The sequence below is a fragment of the Acinetobacter sp. YH12226 genome, assembly GCF_013417805.1.
Taxonomy (GTDB): domain Bacteria; phylum Pseudomonadota; class Gammaproteobacteria; order Pseudomonadales; family Moraxellaceae; genus Acinetobacter.
The window spans coordinates 211000-228273 of sequence record NZ_VPDG01000004.1 but is presented as its reverse complement, the minus strand read 5'-3'; the positions used below and the strand labels follow the sequence as shown (position 1 = coordinate 228273).

17 protein-coding genes are annotated in these 17274 nt (G+C 43.9%); 6 read left to right on the top strand and 11 right to left on the bottom strand.

Features of this window, described 5'->3' with window-relative positions; translation table 11 throughout:
* Window positions 1-4: 4 nt before the first annotated feature.
* The gene (locus tag FTV08_RS06985; RefSeq protein ID WP_180086946.1) at window positions 5-793 is read right to left on the bottom strand and encodes an rRNA large subunit pseudouridine synthase E; all 789 of its coding nucleotides are present in this window, start codon (window positions 791-793) and stop codon (window positions 5-7) included.
* Between the two features lie 194 nt (window positions 794-987).
* On the opposite strand from FTV08_RS06985, the gene icd reads away from it, so the two are divergent.
* The 3 genes from icd to FTV08_RS06975 all read left to right on the top strand — a co-directional run bounded on the left by icd (window position 988) and on the right by FTV08_RS06975 (window position 3378).
* Window positions 988-2244: an NADP-dependent isocitrate dehydrogenase gene (gene icd / locus FTV08_RS06980; protein WP_180086945.1), complete on the top strand. Its 1257-nt coding sequence runs from the start codon at window positions 988-990 to the stop codon at window positions 2242-2244.
* A gap of 301 nt (window positions 2245-2545) precedes the next feature.
* Window positions 2546-2677, top strand: coding sequence for a hypothetical protein (locus tag FTV08_RS16215; RefSeq protein WP_004645538.1), 132 nt, complete (start codon window positions 2546-2548; stop codon window positions 2675-2677).
* A 143-nt stretch (window positions 2678-2820) separates the two neighbouring features.
* The gene (locus FTV08_RS06975) at window positions 2821-3378 is read left to right on the top strand and encodes a M23 family metallopeptidase (protein ID WP_180086944.1); all 558 of its coding nucleotides are present in this window, start codon (window positions 2821-2823) and stop codon (window positions 3376-3378) included.
* On the opposite strand, the gene FTV08_RS06970 is transcribed toward FTV08_RS06975, so the two are convergent.
* Together FTV08_RS06970 and FTV08_RS06965 are read right to left on the bottom strand one after the other, a co-directional pair.
* Complete coding sequence (locus FTV08_RS06970) at window positions 3357-4568, bottom strand: YbfB/YjiJ family MFS transporter (RefSeq protein WP_180086943.1); 1212 nt, start codon at window positions 4566-4568, stop codon at window positions 3357-3359. The two genes, FTV08_RS06975 and FTV08_RS06970, sit on opposite strands and share 22 nt — an antisense overlap.
* A gap of 212 nt (window positions 4569-4780) precedes the next feature.
* Window positions 4781-6211 carry a pyridoxal phosphate-dependent aminotransferase gene (locus tag FTV08_RS06965; RefSeq protein WP_129717148.1) on the bottom strand — a complete coding sequence of 477 codons (1431 nt, stop codon included), beginning with the start codon at window positions 6209-6211 and terminating at the stop codon, window positions 4781-4783.
* A 228-nt stretch (window positions 6212-6439) separates the two neighbouring features.
* Between FTV08_RS06965 and msrB the strand changes: the two genes are divergently transcribed.
* Window positions 6440-6859 (top strand): peptide-methionine (R)-S-oxide reductase MsrB, encoded by a 420-nt coding sequence (gene msrB / locus FTV08_RS06960; RefSeq protein ID WP_004645533.1) that lies wholly within the window; start codon window positions 6440-6442, stop codon window positions 6857-6859.
* Window positions 6856-7332, top strand: coding sequence for a glutathione peroxidase (locus tag FTV08_RS06955; RefSeq protein ID WP_004278946.1), 477 nt, complete (start codon window positions 6856-6858; stop codon window positions 7330-7332). Before msrB ends, FTV08_RS06955 begins: the two co-directional genes overlap by 4 nt.
* 102 nt (window positions 7333-7434) lie before the next feature.
* Here FTV08_RS06955 and dapC read toward each other — a convergent pair whose 3' ends face one another.
* From dapC to FTV08_RS06925, 6 genes are all read right to left on the bottom strand, one after another.
* Window positions 7435-8604 (bottom strand): succinyldiaminopimelate transaminase, encoded by a 1170-nt coding sequence (gene dapC / locus FTV08_RS06950; RefSeq protein ID WP_180086942.1) that lies wholly within the window; start codon window positions 8602-8604, stop codon window positions 7435-7437.
* A 22-nt stretch (window positions 8605-8626) separates the two neighbouring features.
* Complete coding sequence (gene glnD / locus FTV08_RS06945; protein WP_180086941.1) at window positions 8627-11293, bottom strand: [protein-PII] uridylyltransferase; 2667 nt, start codon at window positions 11291-11293, stop codon at window positions 8627-8629.
* A 26-nt stretch (window positions 11294-11319) separates the two neighbouring features.
* A complete protein-coding gene (gene purT / locus FTV08_RS06940; RefSeq protein WP_171057027.1) occupies window positions 11320-12534 on the bottom strand; it encodes a formate-dependent phosphoribosylglycinamide formyltransferase in 1215 nt (404 codons plus the stop codon).
* A gap of 115 nt (window positions 12535-12649) precedes the next feature.
* Complete coding sequence (locus FTV08_RS06935; RefSeq protein WP_180086940.1) at window positions 12650-13294, bottom strand: hypothetical protein; 645 nt, start codon at window positions 13292-13294, stop codon at window positions 12650-12652.
* Window positions 13295-13387: 93 nt separating this feature from the next.
* A complete protein-coding gene (ygaH, locus tag FTV08_RS06930) occupies window positions 13388-13735 on the bottom strand; it encodes an L-valine transporter subunit YgaH (RefSeq protein ID WP_004278941.1) in 348 nt (115 codons plus the stop codon).
* Window positions 13732-14484, bottom strand: a complete 753-nt coding sequence (locus FTV08_RS06925) for an AzlC family ABC transporter permease (RefSeq protein ID WP_180086939.1) — start codon at window positions 14482-14484, stop codon at window positions 13732-13734. Before FTV08_RS06925 ends, ygaH begins: the two co-directional genes overlap by 4 nt.
* Before the next feature lie 103 nt (window positions 14485-14587).
* Between FTV08_RS06925 and FTV08_RS06920 the strand changes: the two genes are divergently transcribed.
* Window positions 14588-15085: a hypothetical protein gene (locus tag FTV08_RS06920; protein ID WP_004645527.1), complete on the top strand. Its 498-nt coding sequence runs from the start codon at window positions 14588-14590 to the stop codon at window positions 15083-15085.
* 190 nt (window positions 15086-15275) lie between these two features.
* On the opposite strand, the gene FTV08_RS06915 is transcribed toward FTV08_RS06920, so the two are convergent.
* Together FTV08_RS06915 and ychF are read right to left on the bottom strand one after the other, a co-directional pair.
* Window positions 15276-15893: a superoxide dismutase gene (locus FTV08_RS06915; RefSeq protein ID WP_180086938.1), complete on the bottom strand. Its 618-nt coding sequence runs from the start codon at window positions 15891-15893 to the stop codon at window positions 15276-15278.
* A 213-nt stretch (window positions 15894-16106) separates the two neighbouring features.
* Window positions 16107-17198, bottom strand: coding sequence for a redox-regulated ATPase YchF (ychF, locus tag FTV08_RS06910; protein WP_004645523.1), 1092 nt, complete (start codon window positions 17196-17198; stop codon window positions 16107-16109).
* Between the last annotated feature and the right edge of the window lie 76 nt (window positions 17199-17274).

The window sequence follows — 17274 nt, the reverse complement described above, 5'->3', positions numbered from 1 at the left end:
AGCTTTAACCACGACCCCGGCCACGACCACGTGGTGCCTTGGTATTTGGACGAGTAGTACCATTGGTGCGACGTTTCGGCTTTTCGCTTTCGTCCATTTGCCAGATGCGTTTGGTGCCAGACTTTTTCACGGAACCATCTTTGTTCTTGCGAACGATTGGTTTGCCACCCGTACCCCCCGGCTTCTTCACATAAGAACGTGAACGATATGGTTCTTCAGCAGGGATATTCTGGAAGTCAGGGTAAAGTAATGGCTCAATTTCTCTGGTCTCACCCGGCTGCAATCCCATACGAACCAAATCAATCTCACCAATTTTGGTACGGATCAAACGTAAGGTCGGGAAGCCGACAGCAGATGTCATACGACGAACCTGACGGTTACGACCTTCACAGATTGAAATCTCAACCCAAGACGTCGGAACAGAGGCACGGAAACGTACAGGAGGATTACGCTCCCACAACCATTCCGGTTCAGACACTTTTTCAGCACGTGCAGGAAGCGTCATGCCATCTTTCAGTTCAACGCCTTTACGAAGCTGCTCAAGAGCTTCTTCAGTGACATCACCTTCCACTTGCACCATATAAGTTTTAAACTTTTTATTGGCAGGATTGGTGATATATTGGTTGAGACCACCGTGATCGGTGAGGAAAACCAGACCTTCTGAGTCCATGTCCAAACGGCCAGCAAGACGTAAATCTTTGTCGTTGACAAAATCAGCCATGGTTGGGTGCTTTTCATCCGCACGGAATTGGGAGAGGACGTCATAAGGTTTGTTTAGAATGACGATTTTCATAGGAAATAACTTCTATAATTACATTAATTTAAAAAATGTAGAGGTTTATTTAAAAGGGAAACTTAGTTATTTCCCGTATAAATCTCAAAAACAACAAATCTGGATTAGAATATTATGCGTTAAGAACAGTTGAAAGTATTGCCTAATTGGCAATTATTTTAGATTTGTCAGCGGCATCCGGGAGAATACTAATAATGGGATATCAAAAAATCGTAGTACCTGTGGATGGTACCAAAATTACCGTTAATGCAGACCTGTCACTCAACGTACCAAATAATCCAATTATCCCATTTATCGAAGGGGATGGAATCGGTGCAGATATTACACCAACAATGCGAACTGTGGTAGATGCTGCTGTGCAAAAAGCATACGCTGGGAAGCGTTCCATCGAATGGATGGAAGTCTACTGCGGTGAAAAAGCTGACAAAATTTACGGCACCTATATGCCTGATGAAACCCTCGAAGCGTTGCGTGATTATGTAATATCAATCAAAGGTCCACTGACGACACCAGTTGGTGGAGGTATTCGTTCCCTGAATGTAGCCTTACGTCAGGAACTGGATTTATATGTCTGTGTACGTCCGGTACGCTGGTTTGAAGGGGTGCCTTCACCGGTGCATAATCCTGAACTGACCGACATGGTAATTTTCCGTGAAAATTCAGAAGATATTTATGCCGGAATTGAATGGAAGGCAGATTCTCCGGAAGCGAAAAAGGTCATCAAGTTCCTGAAAGAAGAAATGGGTGTAACCAATATCCGCTTTGAAGACAATTGTGGAATCGGAATCAAACCTGTCTCCAAAGAAGGTAGCCAGCGTCTGGTACGTAAAGCGATTCAATTTGCCATTGAGAATGACAAGCCGAGTGTGACCTTGGTGCACAAAGGCAATATCATGAAATACACCGAAGGGGCATTTAAAGAGTGGGGCTATGAGGTCGCATTGGAACGTTTCGGCGGTGAGCTTTTAGATGGTGGTCCATGGGTTAAAATCAAAAATCCAAGAACAGGCAAAGACATTATTATTAAAGATGTCATTGCTGATGCCTTCTTGCAGCAAATTTTGATGCGTCCGGCGGATTATTCTGTAATTGCGACACTGAACTTAAATGGTGATTATATTTCTGATGCGCTAGCTGCGGAAGTCGGCGGGATCGGGATTGCACCGGGTGCCAATATTGGCGGTTCGATTGCAGTTTATGAAGCAACCCACGGTACAGCGCCTAAATATGCCGGGCAGGATAAAGTGAATCCAGGTTCGATTATTCTGTCAGCAGAAATGATGCTGCGTGATATGGGCTGGATAGAAGCTGCCGACCTGATCATCAAGGGGATTTCGGGTGCGATTGCGGCAAAAACGGTGACCTACGATTTTGAGCGCTTAATGCCAGGGGCGACCTTGCTGCGTTGTTCCGAGTTTGGTGAAGCGATCATTGCTAATATGGATGCCTGAAATTGCGATGCAATTTATGAATAAAAAAACCCGCAATTACGGCGGGTTTTTTTATCACTTTATTGGGAAGCAAAGGCTGAACGGTTTAAGGTTAAACGTTAAAATAAGTATCAGGCTGCAAGATCATGTAAGAAGTGTAATGAGCCTAGAAATGATTCGTTCTAAGCTGAATAACTTAGTAAACACTGTATTACATTGACGTATTTGGATACAGCTCAGCGATTGGCTTATTTTGTATAAACGTTAGAGTGATGAATGGAACTTCCAGTGATATAGAGACGTTTCTCCAAAGGAGTAAATCATGGCTAAAGCTAAAGCGAGACATAAGCAGGTCCAACAAAAAGACAAGCAGGACAATGCTCAGAATGAAGAGCAGCAACAGCAACAACAGCAACAACCATCGAAACCATCTCGTGCTAAAAAACGTAGATAATCTCCTATCCACCTGAAATAACAAAACCCTCATTTGAGGGTTTTGTTATTTGAAGGCTAATATAAAATCATCACTAAAAATAACAGGATTGTGACTTTAAATTAGGCGGTTGTGATTAAGATAAAAGTCATCTATTTAATTTAATGCGAATATTGGTGAAATTTCTTCGGATTATAAGTTTACTGTTATCTATAGGTTTTTTACTAACTGCCTGTCAGCCACCGCCTTCAGGTGAAGCAGCAGGTTGGAAAAGCCCTTATCTATATTGGCAATTACAGAGAACCAAGTTAGAAGCTCCGCTACAGATTCCGGTTGAAGGCGTCAGAGTTGGCCAAATTAATGATACTTGGGGAGCAGCGCGTAGTGCAGGTCGTAAACACGAAGGGACGGATATTTTTGCCAAACGTGGTACGCCAGTATTTAGCGCGACCCCAGGTATTGTGCGTAGGATTGGCACCAATAATCTGGGTGGAAAAATTATCTGGGTGACTGGCCCCAATATGAGTCAGCATTATTATGCACATCTGGATGATTATGCAGCAGATATTCAGGAAGGCGACTGGGTCGAAGCAGGTGAAGTCATCGCTTATGTGGGTAATACGGGCAATGCTAAAAATACCCCACCGCATTTACATTATGGGATTTATCTGGGTGGGCAAGGAGCAACCAATCCTTATCCTTATTTAGTTCCTTCTCCATGAGTAGACACTGGCTGAGTTTGTTGTTCAGGCTTGAGTCTGGCAGGACGTGTACACCAGAACAATTGCAATGTTCCTAATAAAAGAACCAATGTGGCCAGTATGAACTGTTGATGATAGCTCAATCCAAAATATTGCAGCGCACTAAAACTGAGCCCACCGATTAGCTGAATCGAGGCAAAACACAAGGTGGCAATACTCCAGAGCTTTTTATAAGCCAGTCCATACAGTTGCAAAATGGTATAGGAGGTCAGGAACACCACAGCCGGATTTAGCATCCCGGTAAAAAAGGAAGAGCTAAAAGTAAGCAATGGGCTGGCATCTAGGGTTGCAATAAAAATAGCCACAATATAAAGACTATAAAGAATTTTCAGGGCAACAAAATTACCCCATTTTCTGGCCAGTGCATAAGCACTCAAGGCGCCTAAAGCACTACCTAGTCCATACAGAATCCAGTTGAAATTAATCCAGAACAAGCTCAATCCCAACTGCTGGCTTAAATAATCAATCCAGAAGAGTGAATGCGGTATATAAGCGAAAGCACTACAAGCATAAACTGTAAGTAAACTATAAAAGACGCTATTCAGAGATAGATGAGAGGTAACCGCAGGAGCTTGTGCCGACAAATATGGCTTAAATTTCTGAATCAGTAGACTTAAAACGATACAGATAAGCAAAGCAAAACCACATAAGATTAGCCATGCAGTCTGTATGGAAATTTGATCCAGATAAGGCAGAAACAGGGTCGCAATTAAAACGCCTAGTCCAATCCCACTAAAACCAATAAAGTTGATTTTAAGACGATCCTGAAGTTCACAACACTGCGCGACCACACTCGGCGATAAGATCATCATCAGTCCACCGCTGATCCCTGAAATGATACGCCAAGCGATATACCACGCTTCAGAAAAACCAGAAAACGCACAACACATCAGGCTGAACATGCCAGCAAAGGCTGAAATTTGAATATAGGTACTCATACTGCGGTCTTGAGGAAGACGCATCGCGGTAAAAGCACCGATTAAATAACCCAGCAAATTGGCACTGCTCAAGAGGCTGGCAAAATCTGTACTCCAGCCAAAGGCTTCTCGTGTGCCAGGTAACAGTGCAGTATAAGAAAAACGAAGAATGCCAATGCCCAAGCACATACTAAGACAAAGAAAAAGGCTGAGCTTGATTGTGTTTGAGGACATGCGTGCACTCATAGAATTTTATATTTGATCAAAAAATAACATGAATCTTCATGATTGAGGGGAAATTGCCTGAGAAGAAACCATTGAGTGCAGAAATTTGCTCAAAGAAACCGGTATGATTTTTAAGATTTCATCAGTCAAAAGCCTGAATTTTTTCAGAGAAATAAAAAACCGCGTATCAACGCGGTTTTTTATATTGTCTATTTCAAGAATTAACGCATCTTGGCCAGGAAACGGCCAACACGGGTAATGGCTTCACGCAGTTCATTTTCAGCCGGCAGGAACACTACACGGAAATGATCCGGTGTTGGCCAGTTAAAGCCTGTCCCTTGAACCAGAAGTACTTTCTCTGCACGTAACAAATCCAGCATCAGTTTTTCATCGTCCTGGATTGGATACACATTCGGATCCAGTTTCGGGAAGCAGTACATCGCACCTTCAGGTTTGACACAAGACACACCTGGAATCTCGTTCAGCATTTCCCAGGCAATGTTGCGCTGTTCATATAAACGCCCGCCCGGACGAATCAGGTCATTAATCGACTGATAACCGCCCAGTGCAGTCTGAATCGCATATTGAGCCTGATGGTTGGCACACAAACGCATCGATGCCAGCATATCCAAACCTTCGATATAGTCTGCGGCACGTGCTTTATCGCCGGTAATGGCCATCCAGCCGGAACGGAAACCAGCAATACGATAGGCTTTAGATAAACCGTTAAACGAAACACAGAGCTGATCGCCAGCCAGAGCTGCTACAGCAACATGCTCGATTCCATCGTAAATAATTTTGTCGTAGATTTCATCAGCAAATAAAATCAGGTCATATTTCTTGGCCAAGTCGACGATTTGTTGCAACACATGACGTGGGTAAACCGAACCGGTCGGGTTATTCGGGTTAATAATCACAATACCACGGGTATTTGGCGTGATTTTGCTTTCCATGTCAGTAATATCTGGATACCAGTGATTTTCTTCATCACATTTATAGTGAATCGCTGTACCGCCAGACAGATTCACTGCTGCCGTCCAGAGTGGATAATCCGGCATTGGAATCAGCATTTCATCGCCATCATCCAGCAGACCTTGCATGGCCATAACAATCAGTTCAGACACACCATTGCCGATATAGACGTCATTGACGTGCATATCCAGGATGCCTTTTTGCTGATAATACTGACAGATCGCCTTACGCGCCGGGAAAATCCCTTTGGAATCTGTATAACCAATCGCATTCGGTAGGTTTAAAGCCACATCGTTGATAATTTCTTGTGGTGCTTCAAAACCGAATGGGGCAGGGTTACCAATATTTAATTTAATAATTTTGTGACCAGCTTCTTCCATCTCGATGGCCGCTCGTAACACAGGTCCGCGAATGTCGTAGCAAACATGATCAAGCTTGGATGATTTCTTGATTTCGCGAGGGGATTGGAAAGTGTTCGGCATTTTGATGTTCTCGGATGGAGTGGAGGTCACTTTTGCATAACGATATAAATAACTTTTAAATGTCTCAGTTGTGACTAGATCGAGATCATGTTCATCTCGAAGTAGTGCAACAATTTTTTCATGCGTAAATCCAAGCTGCTGATATTGTTTGATCACAGGCAGCAGATTTTTAAAAATTACGCTCTTTTTTTGCGACATTTTTTAATCCTGAGCAAATTTAGAGCTAAGAATACCATTAAATTTGCTCACTAAAAAACATTTAATGTAAAAATTGCTTACTTTTATTTTTATATTTGCTTTCTTTTTGCTTTTTTAGGCATTATATGTCTTTTGTAAAATGTTGAATAAAGACTAGAATTTTTAAAATGAATCACGTAAATATAGGATTATCCTATTTTAAATAGCAAGATAAAAAGGTATGTGATCATGGGAAAACTCAATAAATCAGACCGGGAATGGCAAAGAGAGTTATCACCTGAGGAGTTTCGCATTACGCGCGAGAAGGGAACCGAGCCGGCATTTACTGGAAAATACTGGAATACCAAGCAAGATGGCACCTATGTATGCCGTTGCTGCGGCACGCCACTGTTCTCATCTGAAACCAAGTATGACAGCGGCTGTGGCTGGCCAAGTTTCTACCGTCCCGTCAGCAGTTCGGTGGTAGAAGAATTACCTGATACTTCACACGGAATGGTCAGAACTGAGATAGTTTGTCATCATTGTGACGCACATTTAGGGCATGTTTTCCCGGATGGTCCAGAACCGACGGGCTTACGTTATTGTGTCAACTCGGCTTCTCTAGACTTAGAAACACAAGAAAAAAATGATGAGGAAACCTATCCATGACTAACATTTATCAGTTCGAAGCTGAATTGTTAGATGGCAAAAGTAAGCCACTTGCAGATTATGAAGGCAAGGTACTTTTGATCGTCAATACAGCGAGTAAGTGTGGTTTTACCCCACAGTTTTCAGGATTAGAAAAACTTTACGAAAAATATAAAGATCAAGGTCTGGAAATTTTGGGATTTCCATGTAACCAGTTTGGTGGTCAAGATCCAGGTTCCAATGAACAGATTGGTGAGTTTTGCCAGAAGAATTACGGGGTATCTTTCCCGATGTTTTCCAAGGTGGATGTCAAAGGCCCTGAAGCGCATGCCATTTTTCGCTATTTAACTAATAATTCCAAAGGTATTTTAGGCAATGGAATTAAATGGAATTTTACCAAGTTTCTGATTGGTCGTGATGGCAAGGTGTTGAACCGTTTTGCACCAACCACCAAGCCTGAAGATCTTGAAGATGAAATTGCCAAAGTATTGTAATCATTAGTGTCATATTCTCAGTATGAGATAAAAACAGAATTCATCTAGTGTTAATTAAAAAACCCACTTTAATTCAGTGGGTTTTTTAGTCATGATTAAAACTTAGAGAATAGCTTTCAGGCGTTGAATGACTTCTTCACATTGCGCCAGATCGGCTACGAGTGCCAGGCGTACATGATTTTCACCCGGATTACCCTGTTCAGTATCGCGGGATAAATAACGACCCGGAAGAACTTTAATATGTGCTTCTTCCATCAGGCGTTTGGCAAAGGCTTCATCATTGTCGACTTTTAACCAGTAATAGAAACCTGCATCCGGTTTTTTGAGTGGCAGCAGGTGGCCGAGTTCCTGTTGAAATAAATCAAACTTGGCACGGTATTGCACCCGGTTTTCTTCCACATGCGCTTCATCATCCCAGGCAGCAATCGACGCCAGTTGATGTTGTACCGGCATCGCCGCACCGTGGTAAGTACGATATTGCAAATAAGGTTTTAACAGGCTGGCATCACCAGCAACAAAACCTGAACGCATGCCCGGGAGGTTAGAACGTTTAGACAGTGAATGGAACACCACACAGTTTTTATAGTCATCCCGGCCAATTTCAGCACAAACTTCCAGTAAACCTACAGGTGCCTCATCAAACCACAGTTCCGAATAGCATTCGTCTGAAGCAATCACAAAGTTGTATTGATCCGACAGGGCAATCAGTTTTTTAAACTGTTCTTTGGATAATACTGCTCCGGTTGGATTGCCCGGGGTGCAAACAAATAGCAGTGCAGTTTTTTCCCAGACTTCTGCCGGAACAGCATCAAAATCACCAAGGTAATTGTTCTCCTCAGTACAGTTGATGAAATAAGGTTTGGCACCTGCGAGCAGTGTTGCACCTTCATAAATCTGGTAAAACGGATTCGGCATGACCACATAAGGTGCCTCTTCACGATTCACCAAAGCCTGTACAAACGAGAAAATCGCTTCACGCGTACCGGAAACAGGCAGGATATTGCTGTCTGCACTGATGCTATTTAGCTGAAAACGGCGCGTCAGCCATTGGGCAATACTTTCACGTAGCTCCGGCAAGCCTTTGCTGTTTGGATACGTCGACAAATGCTTGAAATTATCAATAATGGCTTGTTTCACAAACTCCGGTGCAGGATGCTTTGGTTCCCCAATCGACAGGGGAATTAATGGCATATTAGCAGGCTGGATATCCGCAAAAAGCTGATTTAACTTTTCAAACGGATAAGGATGCAGTAGAGACAAGCTAGAGTTCATGAATGTGTTACCGAGCAAAATGTTAGTGTTGGCCGCTGACCTGATGTGAAGCCTCATCCAGGGCAGCTTTGAGCGCAGCTGCAAATTCCTGAGACTCCGTTGGGGTCATTGGTATACCATTCTTTTTGGTGACAAAGAATATATCTTCGGCACGTTCGCCAAGTGTGGCAATTTTGGCAGAGTGGATATCCAGGCCTTGCATCATAAATAAACCACCGATTTTGGCAAGTAAACCAGGGTGATCGAGGGTGGCAATTTCAACCATATTTTGATTCAAGGCAGGATTGATACTGATATCGACTGTATTTTCAATATCGAAATGACGTAATTGACGCGGAATCCGGCGCTGCATCAGGCCCGGATATTCATCAGAATGACTCAAGGCATCTTTCAGAGCTTCAATCACTGTGGCTTCGCGTTCCGGATCGGTCAATAAGGTGCCAAAACGGTCCAGTACTACATAGGTATCCAGACTGAAGGCTTTAGTCGCTGTAATAATCCGTGCGTCTTGTACATCCAGATTCATACGATCCAGAATAGCCACGGTGGTGGCAAACAGGTTGGGTTGATCCTGCGTGTAAATAAAGATCTGTACCGCATCCTGCGCATATTTACGGTGCGCCCGCATCAGCACCAGTGGGGCAGGATTATCGCCGTGTTGTAAAATGGCACGGGTATGCCAGGCAATTTCATCTGCTGTTTCTTTGAGGAAATAGTCATCACCAAGTTCCTGCCAGACTTTTTCTACCTCATCCAGTGAGAAGTCCTGAACCAGAAGTTCACTGGCTGCAAATTTAGTATCTTCAATCAGCATTTGATAATCAACCGGACGGCCCAGACCAGAACGGATTACGTCACGTGCCTGAGTATATAGTTGACGCATCAGCGAAGCGCGCCAGGTATTCCACAGCTTCGGATTGGTGGCGTTAATATCGGCGACTGTCAGGGTGTACAGATAGTCCAGATGTTCCATGTCACCCATTTTTTCGGCGAATTCTTTGACCACATCCGGATCGGAGATATCTTTTTTCTGGGCGGTGACAGACATCACCAGATGATTCTGGATCAGCCAAGCCACCAGATTGCTTTCGCGTTCAGTAAAGCCATGGCTACGGCAGAATTTAATCGCATCGCTGGCACCGAGTTCACTGTGGTCACCGCCACGACCTTTAGCAATATCATGGAAAATTGCTGCCAGATAGACGATGTCACGACGGGTCAGACGCTGAAACACTGAACTGACCACTGGAAATTCCTTGGCAAATTCAGGTTCTTTAAAGCGGTTTAAGTTCCGCAGCAGCAATAAGGTATGCGCATCGACTGTATAGATATGGAACAGGTCATATTGCATTAGTCCTAGAATCTGTCCAAAGGCCGGAATGTAATTTCCAAGCACACCATAACGCTTCATGGCAACCATGGTGTCATAGAGTCGATGCGGTGAACGGATAATCGCCATAAACAGTGCCTGATGCACCGGATTATCACGGAAATCCTGATCAATACGTTTTCCAGCCAAGGTCAGCAGGCGTAAGGTACGCGCACGAATGCCTTCGATTTCAGGACGATTGGCCAGCAGATAGAAAATTTCCAGAATTGCGCTTGGATTTTCCGAGAAAATCTTATGATGTTGCACAGCCAGTTTGCCATCGACCAGTTTAAAGTTCTGGTTGATTTCTTCGATCTGGCGTTCATATTGCGGTAAACGTGGCGTAATGACCGATTCATTAAAATAGGCCAGCAGCATTTCGTTCAGTGTAGACACTTGCTGCGCACTGCGGTAATAGCGCTTCATGAACTGTTCAATTGGATAGTTCGGATGATGCGCCTCTTCACGTACATAGCCAAATTTGGCTGCAATGTCGCGCTGATAATCGAACAGTAAGCGGTTTTCATCGCGCTTGGTCAGGCGGTGCAGGTGATGACGGATTTCCCAGAGAAAACTCTCTGCTTCCTCGAGCACACCGAGTTCAAATTCTGAAATAAAACCGAGGTGCACCAGATCGTAAATGCGATTGACGCGGAAATGCCGTTTGGCAATCCATCCAATCTGGTTGATGTCACGAATACCGCCCGGCGCATTTTTAATATCCGGTTCCAGATTGCTTTCGGTATTGTTGTGCTGAGCATAGCGTTTATGCTGCTCATCCATCTTGGCATCAAAAAAGGTTTTGTCGGTCCAGGTACGTGACACGATGCGACGTGGCCATTTGCACAGGTTTTCATTGCCAATAATCAGGCGGGCTTCAATCAGGGTGGTGGCAACGGTCAGATCACTGCTGGCCTGATTGACACATTCATTGATGGTGCGGACACTGATACCGGGTTTGAAATTCCCTACATCCCAAAGCGATGAAATGAATGTAGAAATCAGTTGTTCCTGTTCCGGGTTAATCTCGTCTTCTGACAAGATCATGATGTCGACATCAGAATAAGGCAGCATTTCACGACGGCCATAGCCTCCGACTGCAAACAGGGCCAAATCAGTTTGATCCAGTTCGGCATGCTGCCAGAGAAACTGCAATGCTTCATCAATCAGGTTGGAACGCGCCAGAATAATATCCCGAATCGACTGGCCATTTTCAAAACTTTCCTGAAGCTGATTTTCGACATCACTGCGCCATTGATTGATGGCTTTAATGTCATGGTTGCTTTTAGCGTAATTCAGCAGTGGATGGGTGTTGATCATGTACAGTCGTCCGTTGGTATTTCAGCTTAGTTTTGGTTGACGCTAACTTGGTTGGCAACCTGGAGGGCCAGTTCACGTGCCTGTTCAATAGTTTCTGCACGTGCCGTGGCAACGCCCATACGACGACGTTTAAAACCTTCTGGTTTGCCAAACAGGCGCAAATCGGTATTGCCGTCTGCTAAAGCAAGATTCAGGCCAGAAAATGAAAGATTACGGCCATCTACTCCAGCATAAATTACCGCACTGGCAGCCACACTATGTCGTGCAGTATTCACCGGCAAGCCTAAAATAGCACGTGCATGCAGCTCAAATTCACTTTGAAATTGGGAGGCTAAAGTCACCAGTCCAGTATCGTGTGGACGTGGGGAAACCTCACTAAACCATACTTTGTCGCCTTTTACAAAGAGTTCCACTCCAAAGATTCCGCAGCCACCAAGTGCTGTAGTGACCTTGTTGGCAATGCGCTTGGATTCTTCCAGCGCGGCTGGAGTCATCGGTTGAGGCTGCCAGCTTTCCACATAATCACCTGAGTCCTGACGATGTCCGATCGGATCGCAATAAGACGTTTCGATTTCGCCGGTTTCTGGATTTTTTGCACGAACAGTCAATAAGGTAATTTCAAAATCAAAGTCAATTTGTGATTCTACAATCACAGTACCCTGATTGACCCGGCCACCGGTTTGCGCATATTCCCAGGCAGCATCGACTTCATCAAAACGGGTAACACGAGACTGACCTTTGCCTGAAGATGACATCACCGGTTTCACAAAGTTTGGATAGCCGACATCGTCACAGGCCGCGCGGAAGGATTCTAAACTGTCGGCAAAACGGTAAGCTGAAGTTGGCAGACCGAGTTCTTCCGCAGCCAGACGACGAATACCTTCACGGTTCATGGTCAGATTGACGGCTTTAGCAGAAGGAATGACTGTAGCAATGTTCTGGGCTTCTATTTCAAGCAGCACTTCGGTCGCAATCGCTTCAATTTCAGGAACAATTAAATGTGGCTGGATTTGATTGATGAGTTGTTTGAGTTCTACAGCATCTGCCATATTCAAGGTATAGGAATAATGCGCAACCTGCATGGCAGGGGCATGATCATAACGGTCAGCAGCATGAACTTCGACTCCAAGGCGTTGTAGTGAAATCACCACTTCCTTGCCCAGTTCACCAGAACCCAATAATAGAACTTTATAGGCAGAAGATTGAAGGGGAGTACCAATAGTCACGCTCATGTGGATCATCCATGCTTGATTTTATGGACTTTTAGCATAGCAGAACTGAGCCGACAGTTAAGCCAAGATTCATACAAAATTGTGATATTGACCAACAGTTTTATTTATAAAGTTTTTCTAGATTTTAATAAGGAGGCGCTGTCATTTTCACATCGCTGTCAGACTGCGTTTGCAGAAGATAAATCCCGCTTTGAGACTTGAGCTTTTCTATTTGTGCAACTTGTTCAGTATTGATATTTAGCATCTTTAACAGACGTAATGTACGAACATGCAGGAAATACGCATAGGGCAATACAAAAGGCAGTACAAAGCACAGCAAAAATAACAGTAGCCCAAAAACTGTGAATTGAATGCAGTCTCGCAAGATGGTGGTGAGCTGGAACTGATCTGCTGAAAAGGCGGTAGCTGAAAAAAGAATAAAAAGGAGCGCAAATAAACCAGCAAAAATTTTTAGAGTATTCGGCAGGACACGATGTCTGAAGCTCCATTTACCCAAAATCAATGTCAAAGGATGAAGATGCAGCACGTATTGGCTCTGATTAAGCATAGCAATAATTTGATGGGTGCTATTCTTTTTAATATAAACCACCCGAACTTGATCTGCTGGTTGAGCATGTATTTCGACAAAATGTCCGGTAAAATTTTGAGCATTGATAAAACATTCAAAATATTGTGCCGGCACTTCATGTTGATGGAATACGGTTAACATTTCATCGCGCCGATGATGAATAAAGATTTTGCCTTCAATCACCTGTTTGACCTCAAACATGCGCATCCTTCCTTGTTTTTATTGTTATATAAAAAAGACCTATACTATGAGTTTAGCATAAGTCTTTGTTTCGATTGATCAACGAGTTAAAGCTTAAAAGGGTACTGGAACATAGGTGTAAACCAGGCCATAGGTGAGCGCTGCGGTCAGAGTCGCCATCACGATACGTTTAAACTTAAAATACAAAACCGTAAGCACAATAAAGCCAACCAGCATCGCAAAACTTTTATTCGGTGTTTCTAATAAAGGTGGCAGGGTAGCAACCACCAGCATGGAGCTGATCGCAGCAATGCCAATTGAACCCAAGGCAATTTTTAGCCACAACGCTCCGCGTTTTTGCGAACCTTGCTGAAATTTCTGAATGACAAAAAAAGGACCAAAGCGCGAGGCGAAATTGGCAATCCCGACTAAAATCCCAACCAGAATAATCTCTAGATTCATGCTTGATCTCCTGCGTGTTCAGGATCTGGCTGTTTCAGAATATAGTGCTTGAACAGGCCTGCGAAAATACCAGAACTTATACCGATAAAGATCGCGGCAGACAGGTCGATAAAATAACAGGCCACAGCAGAAACCAGAATCGTGACAGCTACAACAAAAGTATGTTTTTTCTCAAAAGCTGCCAACAAGAAACTCAGGAACAGCGCAGGTAACAAGAAATCCAGTGCTGCCTGCAAGAACTGTGGCAAGTTACTGACCTGATCGGCAAATAAGCCACCGAGGAAAGATCCGAGTGCCCAGGACATCCAGCTAAACAGACTTAAACCCAGCATCCAGGATTCTGACCATTCTTGACGCCGTTGCGAGAGCTTGATCATGCCGGAGGCGAAGACTTCATCGGTCAGACCCCAAGACCAGATTGCCGTTTTCTTTAAATTCAGCCGGTCTTGAATCAGATTTTGTAACGCAGGGCCATAGAGCAGATGACGAATGTCCAAGGCAATCACGGTCAATGCTGTCATCCAGATAGATGTTCCACTACCTAAGAGAGCGACCACCAGGAACTGGCTGGCACCTGCATACATCGAGCAGGACAGGAACAGTGCTTCCCAGGCGGTAAAGCCAAACTGAGTAGCTGACACACCAAAAGCAAACGACACTGGTAAATAAGTGAAGATAATCGCTTGGCTATCTTTTGCACCTTGCCAGAAGCCAGCAGGTTGCGTAGCGAGTTGATTCGGTTCAGACACGACACACCTTGAAGGAGAGTTGAACGATGGGTCAAATGAAGATTGTGTATTCTACGTGAATTTAATAGCATAGTGCCGAAATGTTTAAATTGGCGAGCCTGATATGTGGATGTTCAAGACACGTGCGATGCTGATTGCTGCTTTAATAAGCACGGCAATATTGTTACAAGCGTGTGGGAATGACAGTCAATCGACTGATAAGCCAGAAATTAAACCGGCACCTAAATTGACTAATGATGCGACGACTTATGCCAATGCCGCATGGCAACTGATCAATGAAGTGGATCCACTGGTCTATAATAAAGAAGTGGATCAGCTGGAAACACAGGTACGTCAACCAGCACGTAAATTGAGTACAGACTGGCGTATTAATGTCAAAATGACCGATTCGGTGACCGAAGGCAAATATGCTCTGTGTCGTAAAGCTTTGACCAGTCTGGAAATCTGGGCGCGGACGACCATGGAAAATGGCAACAGCCTGCAACAAAAACAGGCGGATTATGAGCGGGATAAACTGCAATGTCAGAATGCCATTGCCCATCCTGCACTCGGAAATACCGATCCTAAGCAAAAAGGTACTGCAATTGCCAATATGCAATAAACCTTTGCCCATTTAAATGTACTTATAAAAAGCCAGTCTGAATGACTGGCTTTTTTAGCAAAATAAGCTTTAAAAATAGGGCATCCACATATGTTCTAATAAAAGTACCATGACACCGCAGATCAGGAGTGTGCTGCCAATCATGCGTTGAATCATTGTACGTGTAGACATGGTCGATCTCCTCAAAGATTTAAAGCGTGTTTAATGCTTCCAAATAACGACGATTTACTTCTTTCCAGTTCACAACATTGAAAAAAGCCGAGATGTATTCCGGACGACGGTTTTGATATTGTAAATAATAAGCATGTTCCCAGACATCCAGACCTAAAAGGGGAATATTGCGATGCATCAGCGGAGAATCCTGATTGGCGCTACTTTCTACAATAAGCGTTTGATCTGGCGCCATACTTAACCAGGCCCAACCACTACCAAAACGGCTAAGCGCTGCTTGGGTAAACGCTTCTTTAAATGCCTCGAATCCTCCTAATTCATGTTCGATCGCTTTGGCAATTTCAGCTTCGGGATGACCACCGCCGTCTGGACTCATCACTGTCCAGAACAGGGAATGATTGGCATGTCCACCGGCATTGTTGATCACGTTCTGTTTGAGTTGCTCGGGCACTTCATTGAATTTGCTAATTAATGCTTCGACTGATAAATCTTCCCACTCTGTACCCGCGATTCCTGCATTGATATTATTGATATAGGTTTGATGATGCTTGTTATGATGAATTTCCATAGTCTTGCTATCGATATGAGGCTCTAGCGCATCATAAGCATAAGGCAGTGCAGGCAAGGTGTAGCTCATTGGCAGGATTCCTTTGTAAGAATGGAATTAGGTTATTTTTCATTAGATTTAAGATACGCTCTAATTTAATATTTATATATGAGAATAGTTATCATTATTGTTAATATGTGTTGATCTTATGCGCTTTCAGAAAGGTTGTTATACGTATGAATGCTCTTTTTAAAAGTAATAAAAAAAGCCCCCAAGAAGGGAGCTTTTTCAAACAGCAACGACTTAAACGTTAAAACGGAAGTGTAAAACATCGCCATCCTGAACGATGTAAGTTTTACCTTCTAGACGCCATTTACCTGCTTCTTTCGCACCGGCTTCGCCGTTGTACTGCACGAAATCATCATAAGCGATACATTCTGCACGGATAAAGCCTTTTTCAAAGTCGGTATGAATCACGCCTGCTGCCTGTGGTGCAGTTGCGCCAACTTTTACGGTCCAGGCACGAACTTCTTGCACGCCCGCGGTGAAGTAAGTTTGTAGGCCCAGTAATGAATAACCTGCACGAATTACAACGTTTAAACCCGGTTCTTCCATGCCCATTGCTTCAAGGAATTCAGCACGGTCTTCATCTTCAAGCAATGAAATTTCAGCTTCAATCTGGTTGCAAAGTGGAACCACAATCGCATTTTCTTCAGCGGCCAATTTTCGCACTGCATCTAAATGCGGGTTGTTTTCAAAACCGTCTTCAGCAACGTTAGCAATGTACATCGTTGGTTTAAGCGTCATTAAACCAAAGCCACGAACCAGCTTGCGTTCGTCATCATCTAGGTCCGCTGCACGAGCCGGTTTACCTTCATCAAGTAAAGGCTGGATTTTTTCCAGAACTGCTTTAGTAGCTAGCGCTTCTTTGTCACCACCTTTAGCAGATTTAGTCAAACGCGTAATCGCTTTGGCTACAGCATCCAAGTCTGCAAGCGCAAGTTCGGTATTAATCGTAGCGATGTCATCTAATGGATCAATACGACCATTCACATGAATGACGTTTTCATCTTCAAAACAACGCACCACGTGAGCAATTGCATCAGTTTCACGAATGTTGGCCAAGAACTGGTTACCCAAGCCCTCACCCTTAGAAGCACCCGCTACCAGGCCTGCGATGTCTACAAATTCCATAGAAGTCGGAATAACACGTTGCGGTTTAACAATTGCAGTCAATTTGTCTAAACGTGGATCAGGAACAGGTACAATCCCGGTGTTTGGTTCGATCGTACAGAAAGGGAAGTTTTCTGCAGCAATAGCAGCTTTGGTTAAGGCATTGAAAAGTGTAGATTTACCAACGTTCGGCAAGCCGACAATACCGCAATTAAAACCCATGAAATAACTCACAAAAGCGTTATATAAAAATTGCCCCCGATTTTACATGAAAGCACGGCTAAAGTCAGGTCATGCG

Bases quoted from the DNA above. Each gene is read 5' to 3' on its own strand.
- FTV08_RS06985 (WP_180086946.1), bottom strand. From the start codon at position 793: ATGAAAATCGTCATTCTAAACAAACCTTATGACGTCCTCTCCCAATTC.
- icd (WP_180086945.1), top strand. From the start codon at position 988: ATGGGATATCAAAAAATCGTAGTACCTGTGGATGGTACCAAAATTACC.
- FTV08_RS16215 (WP_004645538.1), top strand. From the start codon at position 2,546: ATGGCTAAAGCTAAAGCGAGACATAAGCAGGTCCAACAAAAAGACAAG.
- FTV08_RS06975 (WP_180086944.1), top strand. From the start codon at position 2,821: ATGCGAATATTGGTGAAATTTCTTCGGATTATAAGTTTACTGTTATCT.
- FTV08_RS06970 (WP_180086943.1), bottom strand. From the start codon at position 4,568: ATGTCCTCAAACACAATCAAGCTCAGCCTTTTTCTTTGTCTTAGTATG.
- FTV08_RS06965 (WP_129717148.1), bottom strand. From the start codon at position 6,211: ATGTCGCAAAAAAAGAGCGTAATTTTTAAAAATCTGCTGCCTGTGATC.
- msrB (WP_004645533.1), top strand. From the start codon at position 6,440: ATGGGAAAACTCAATAAATCAGACCGGGAATGGCAAAGAGAGTTATCA.
- FTV08_RS06955 (WP_004278946.1), top strand. From the start codon at position 6,856: ATGACTAACATTTATCAGTTCGAAGCTGAATTGTTAGATGGCAAAAGT.
- dapC (WP_180086942.1), bottom strand. From the start codon at position 8,604: ATGAACTCTAGCTTGTCTCTACTGCATCCTTATCCGTTTGAAAAGTTA.
- glnD (WP_180086941.1), bottom strand. From the start codon at position 11,293: ATGATCAACACCCATCCACTGCTGAATTACGCTAAAAGCAACCATGAC.
- purT (WP_171057027.1), bottom strand. From the start codon at position 12,534: ATGATCCACATGAGCGTGACTATTGGTACTCCCCTTCAATCTTCTGCC.
- FTV08_RS06935 (WP_180086940.1), bottom strand. From the start codon at position 13,294: ATGTTTGAGGTCAAACAGGTGATTGAAGGCAAAATCTTTATTCATCAT.
- ygaH (WP_004278941.1), bottom strand. From the start codon at position 13,735: ATGAATCTAGAGATTATTCTGGTTGGGATTTTAGTCGGGATTGCCAAT.
- FTV08_RS06920 (WP_004645527.1), top strand. From the start codon at position 14,588: ATGTGGATGTTCAAGACACGTGCGATGCTGATTGCTGCTTTAATAAGC.
- FTV08_RS06915 (WP_180086938.1), bottom strand. From the start codon at position 15,893: ATGAGCTACACCTTGCCTGCACTGCCTTATGCTTATGATGCGCTAGAG.
- ychF (WP_004645523.1), bottom strand. From the start codon at position 17,198: ATGGGTTTTAATTGCGGTATTGTCGGCTTGCCGAACGTTGGTAAATCT.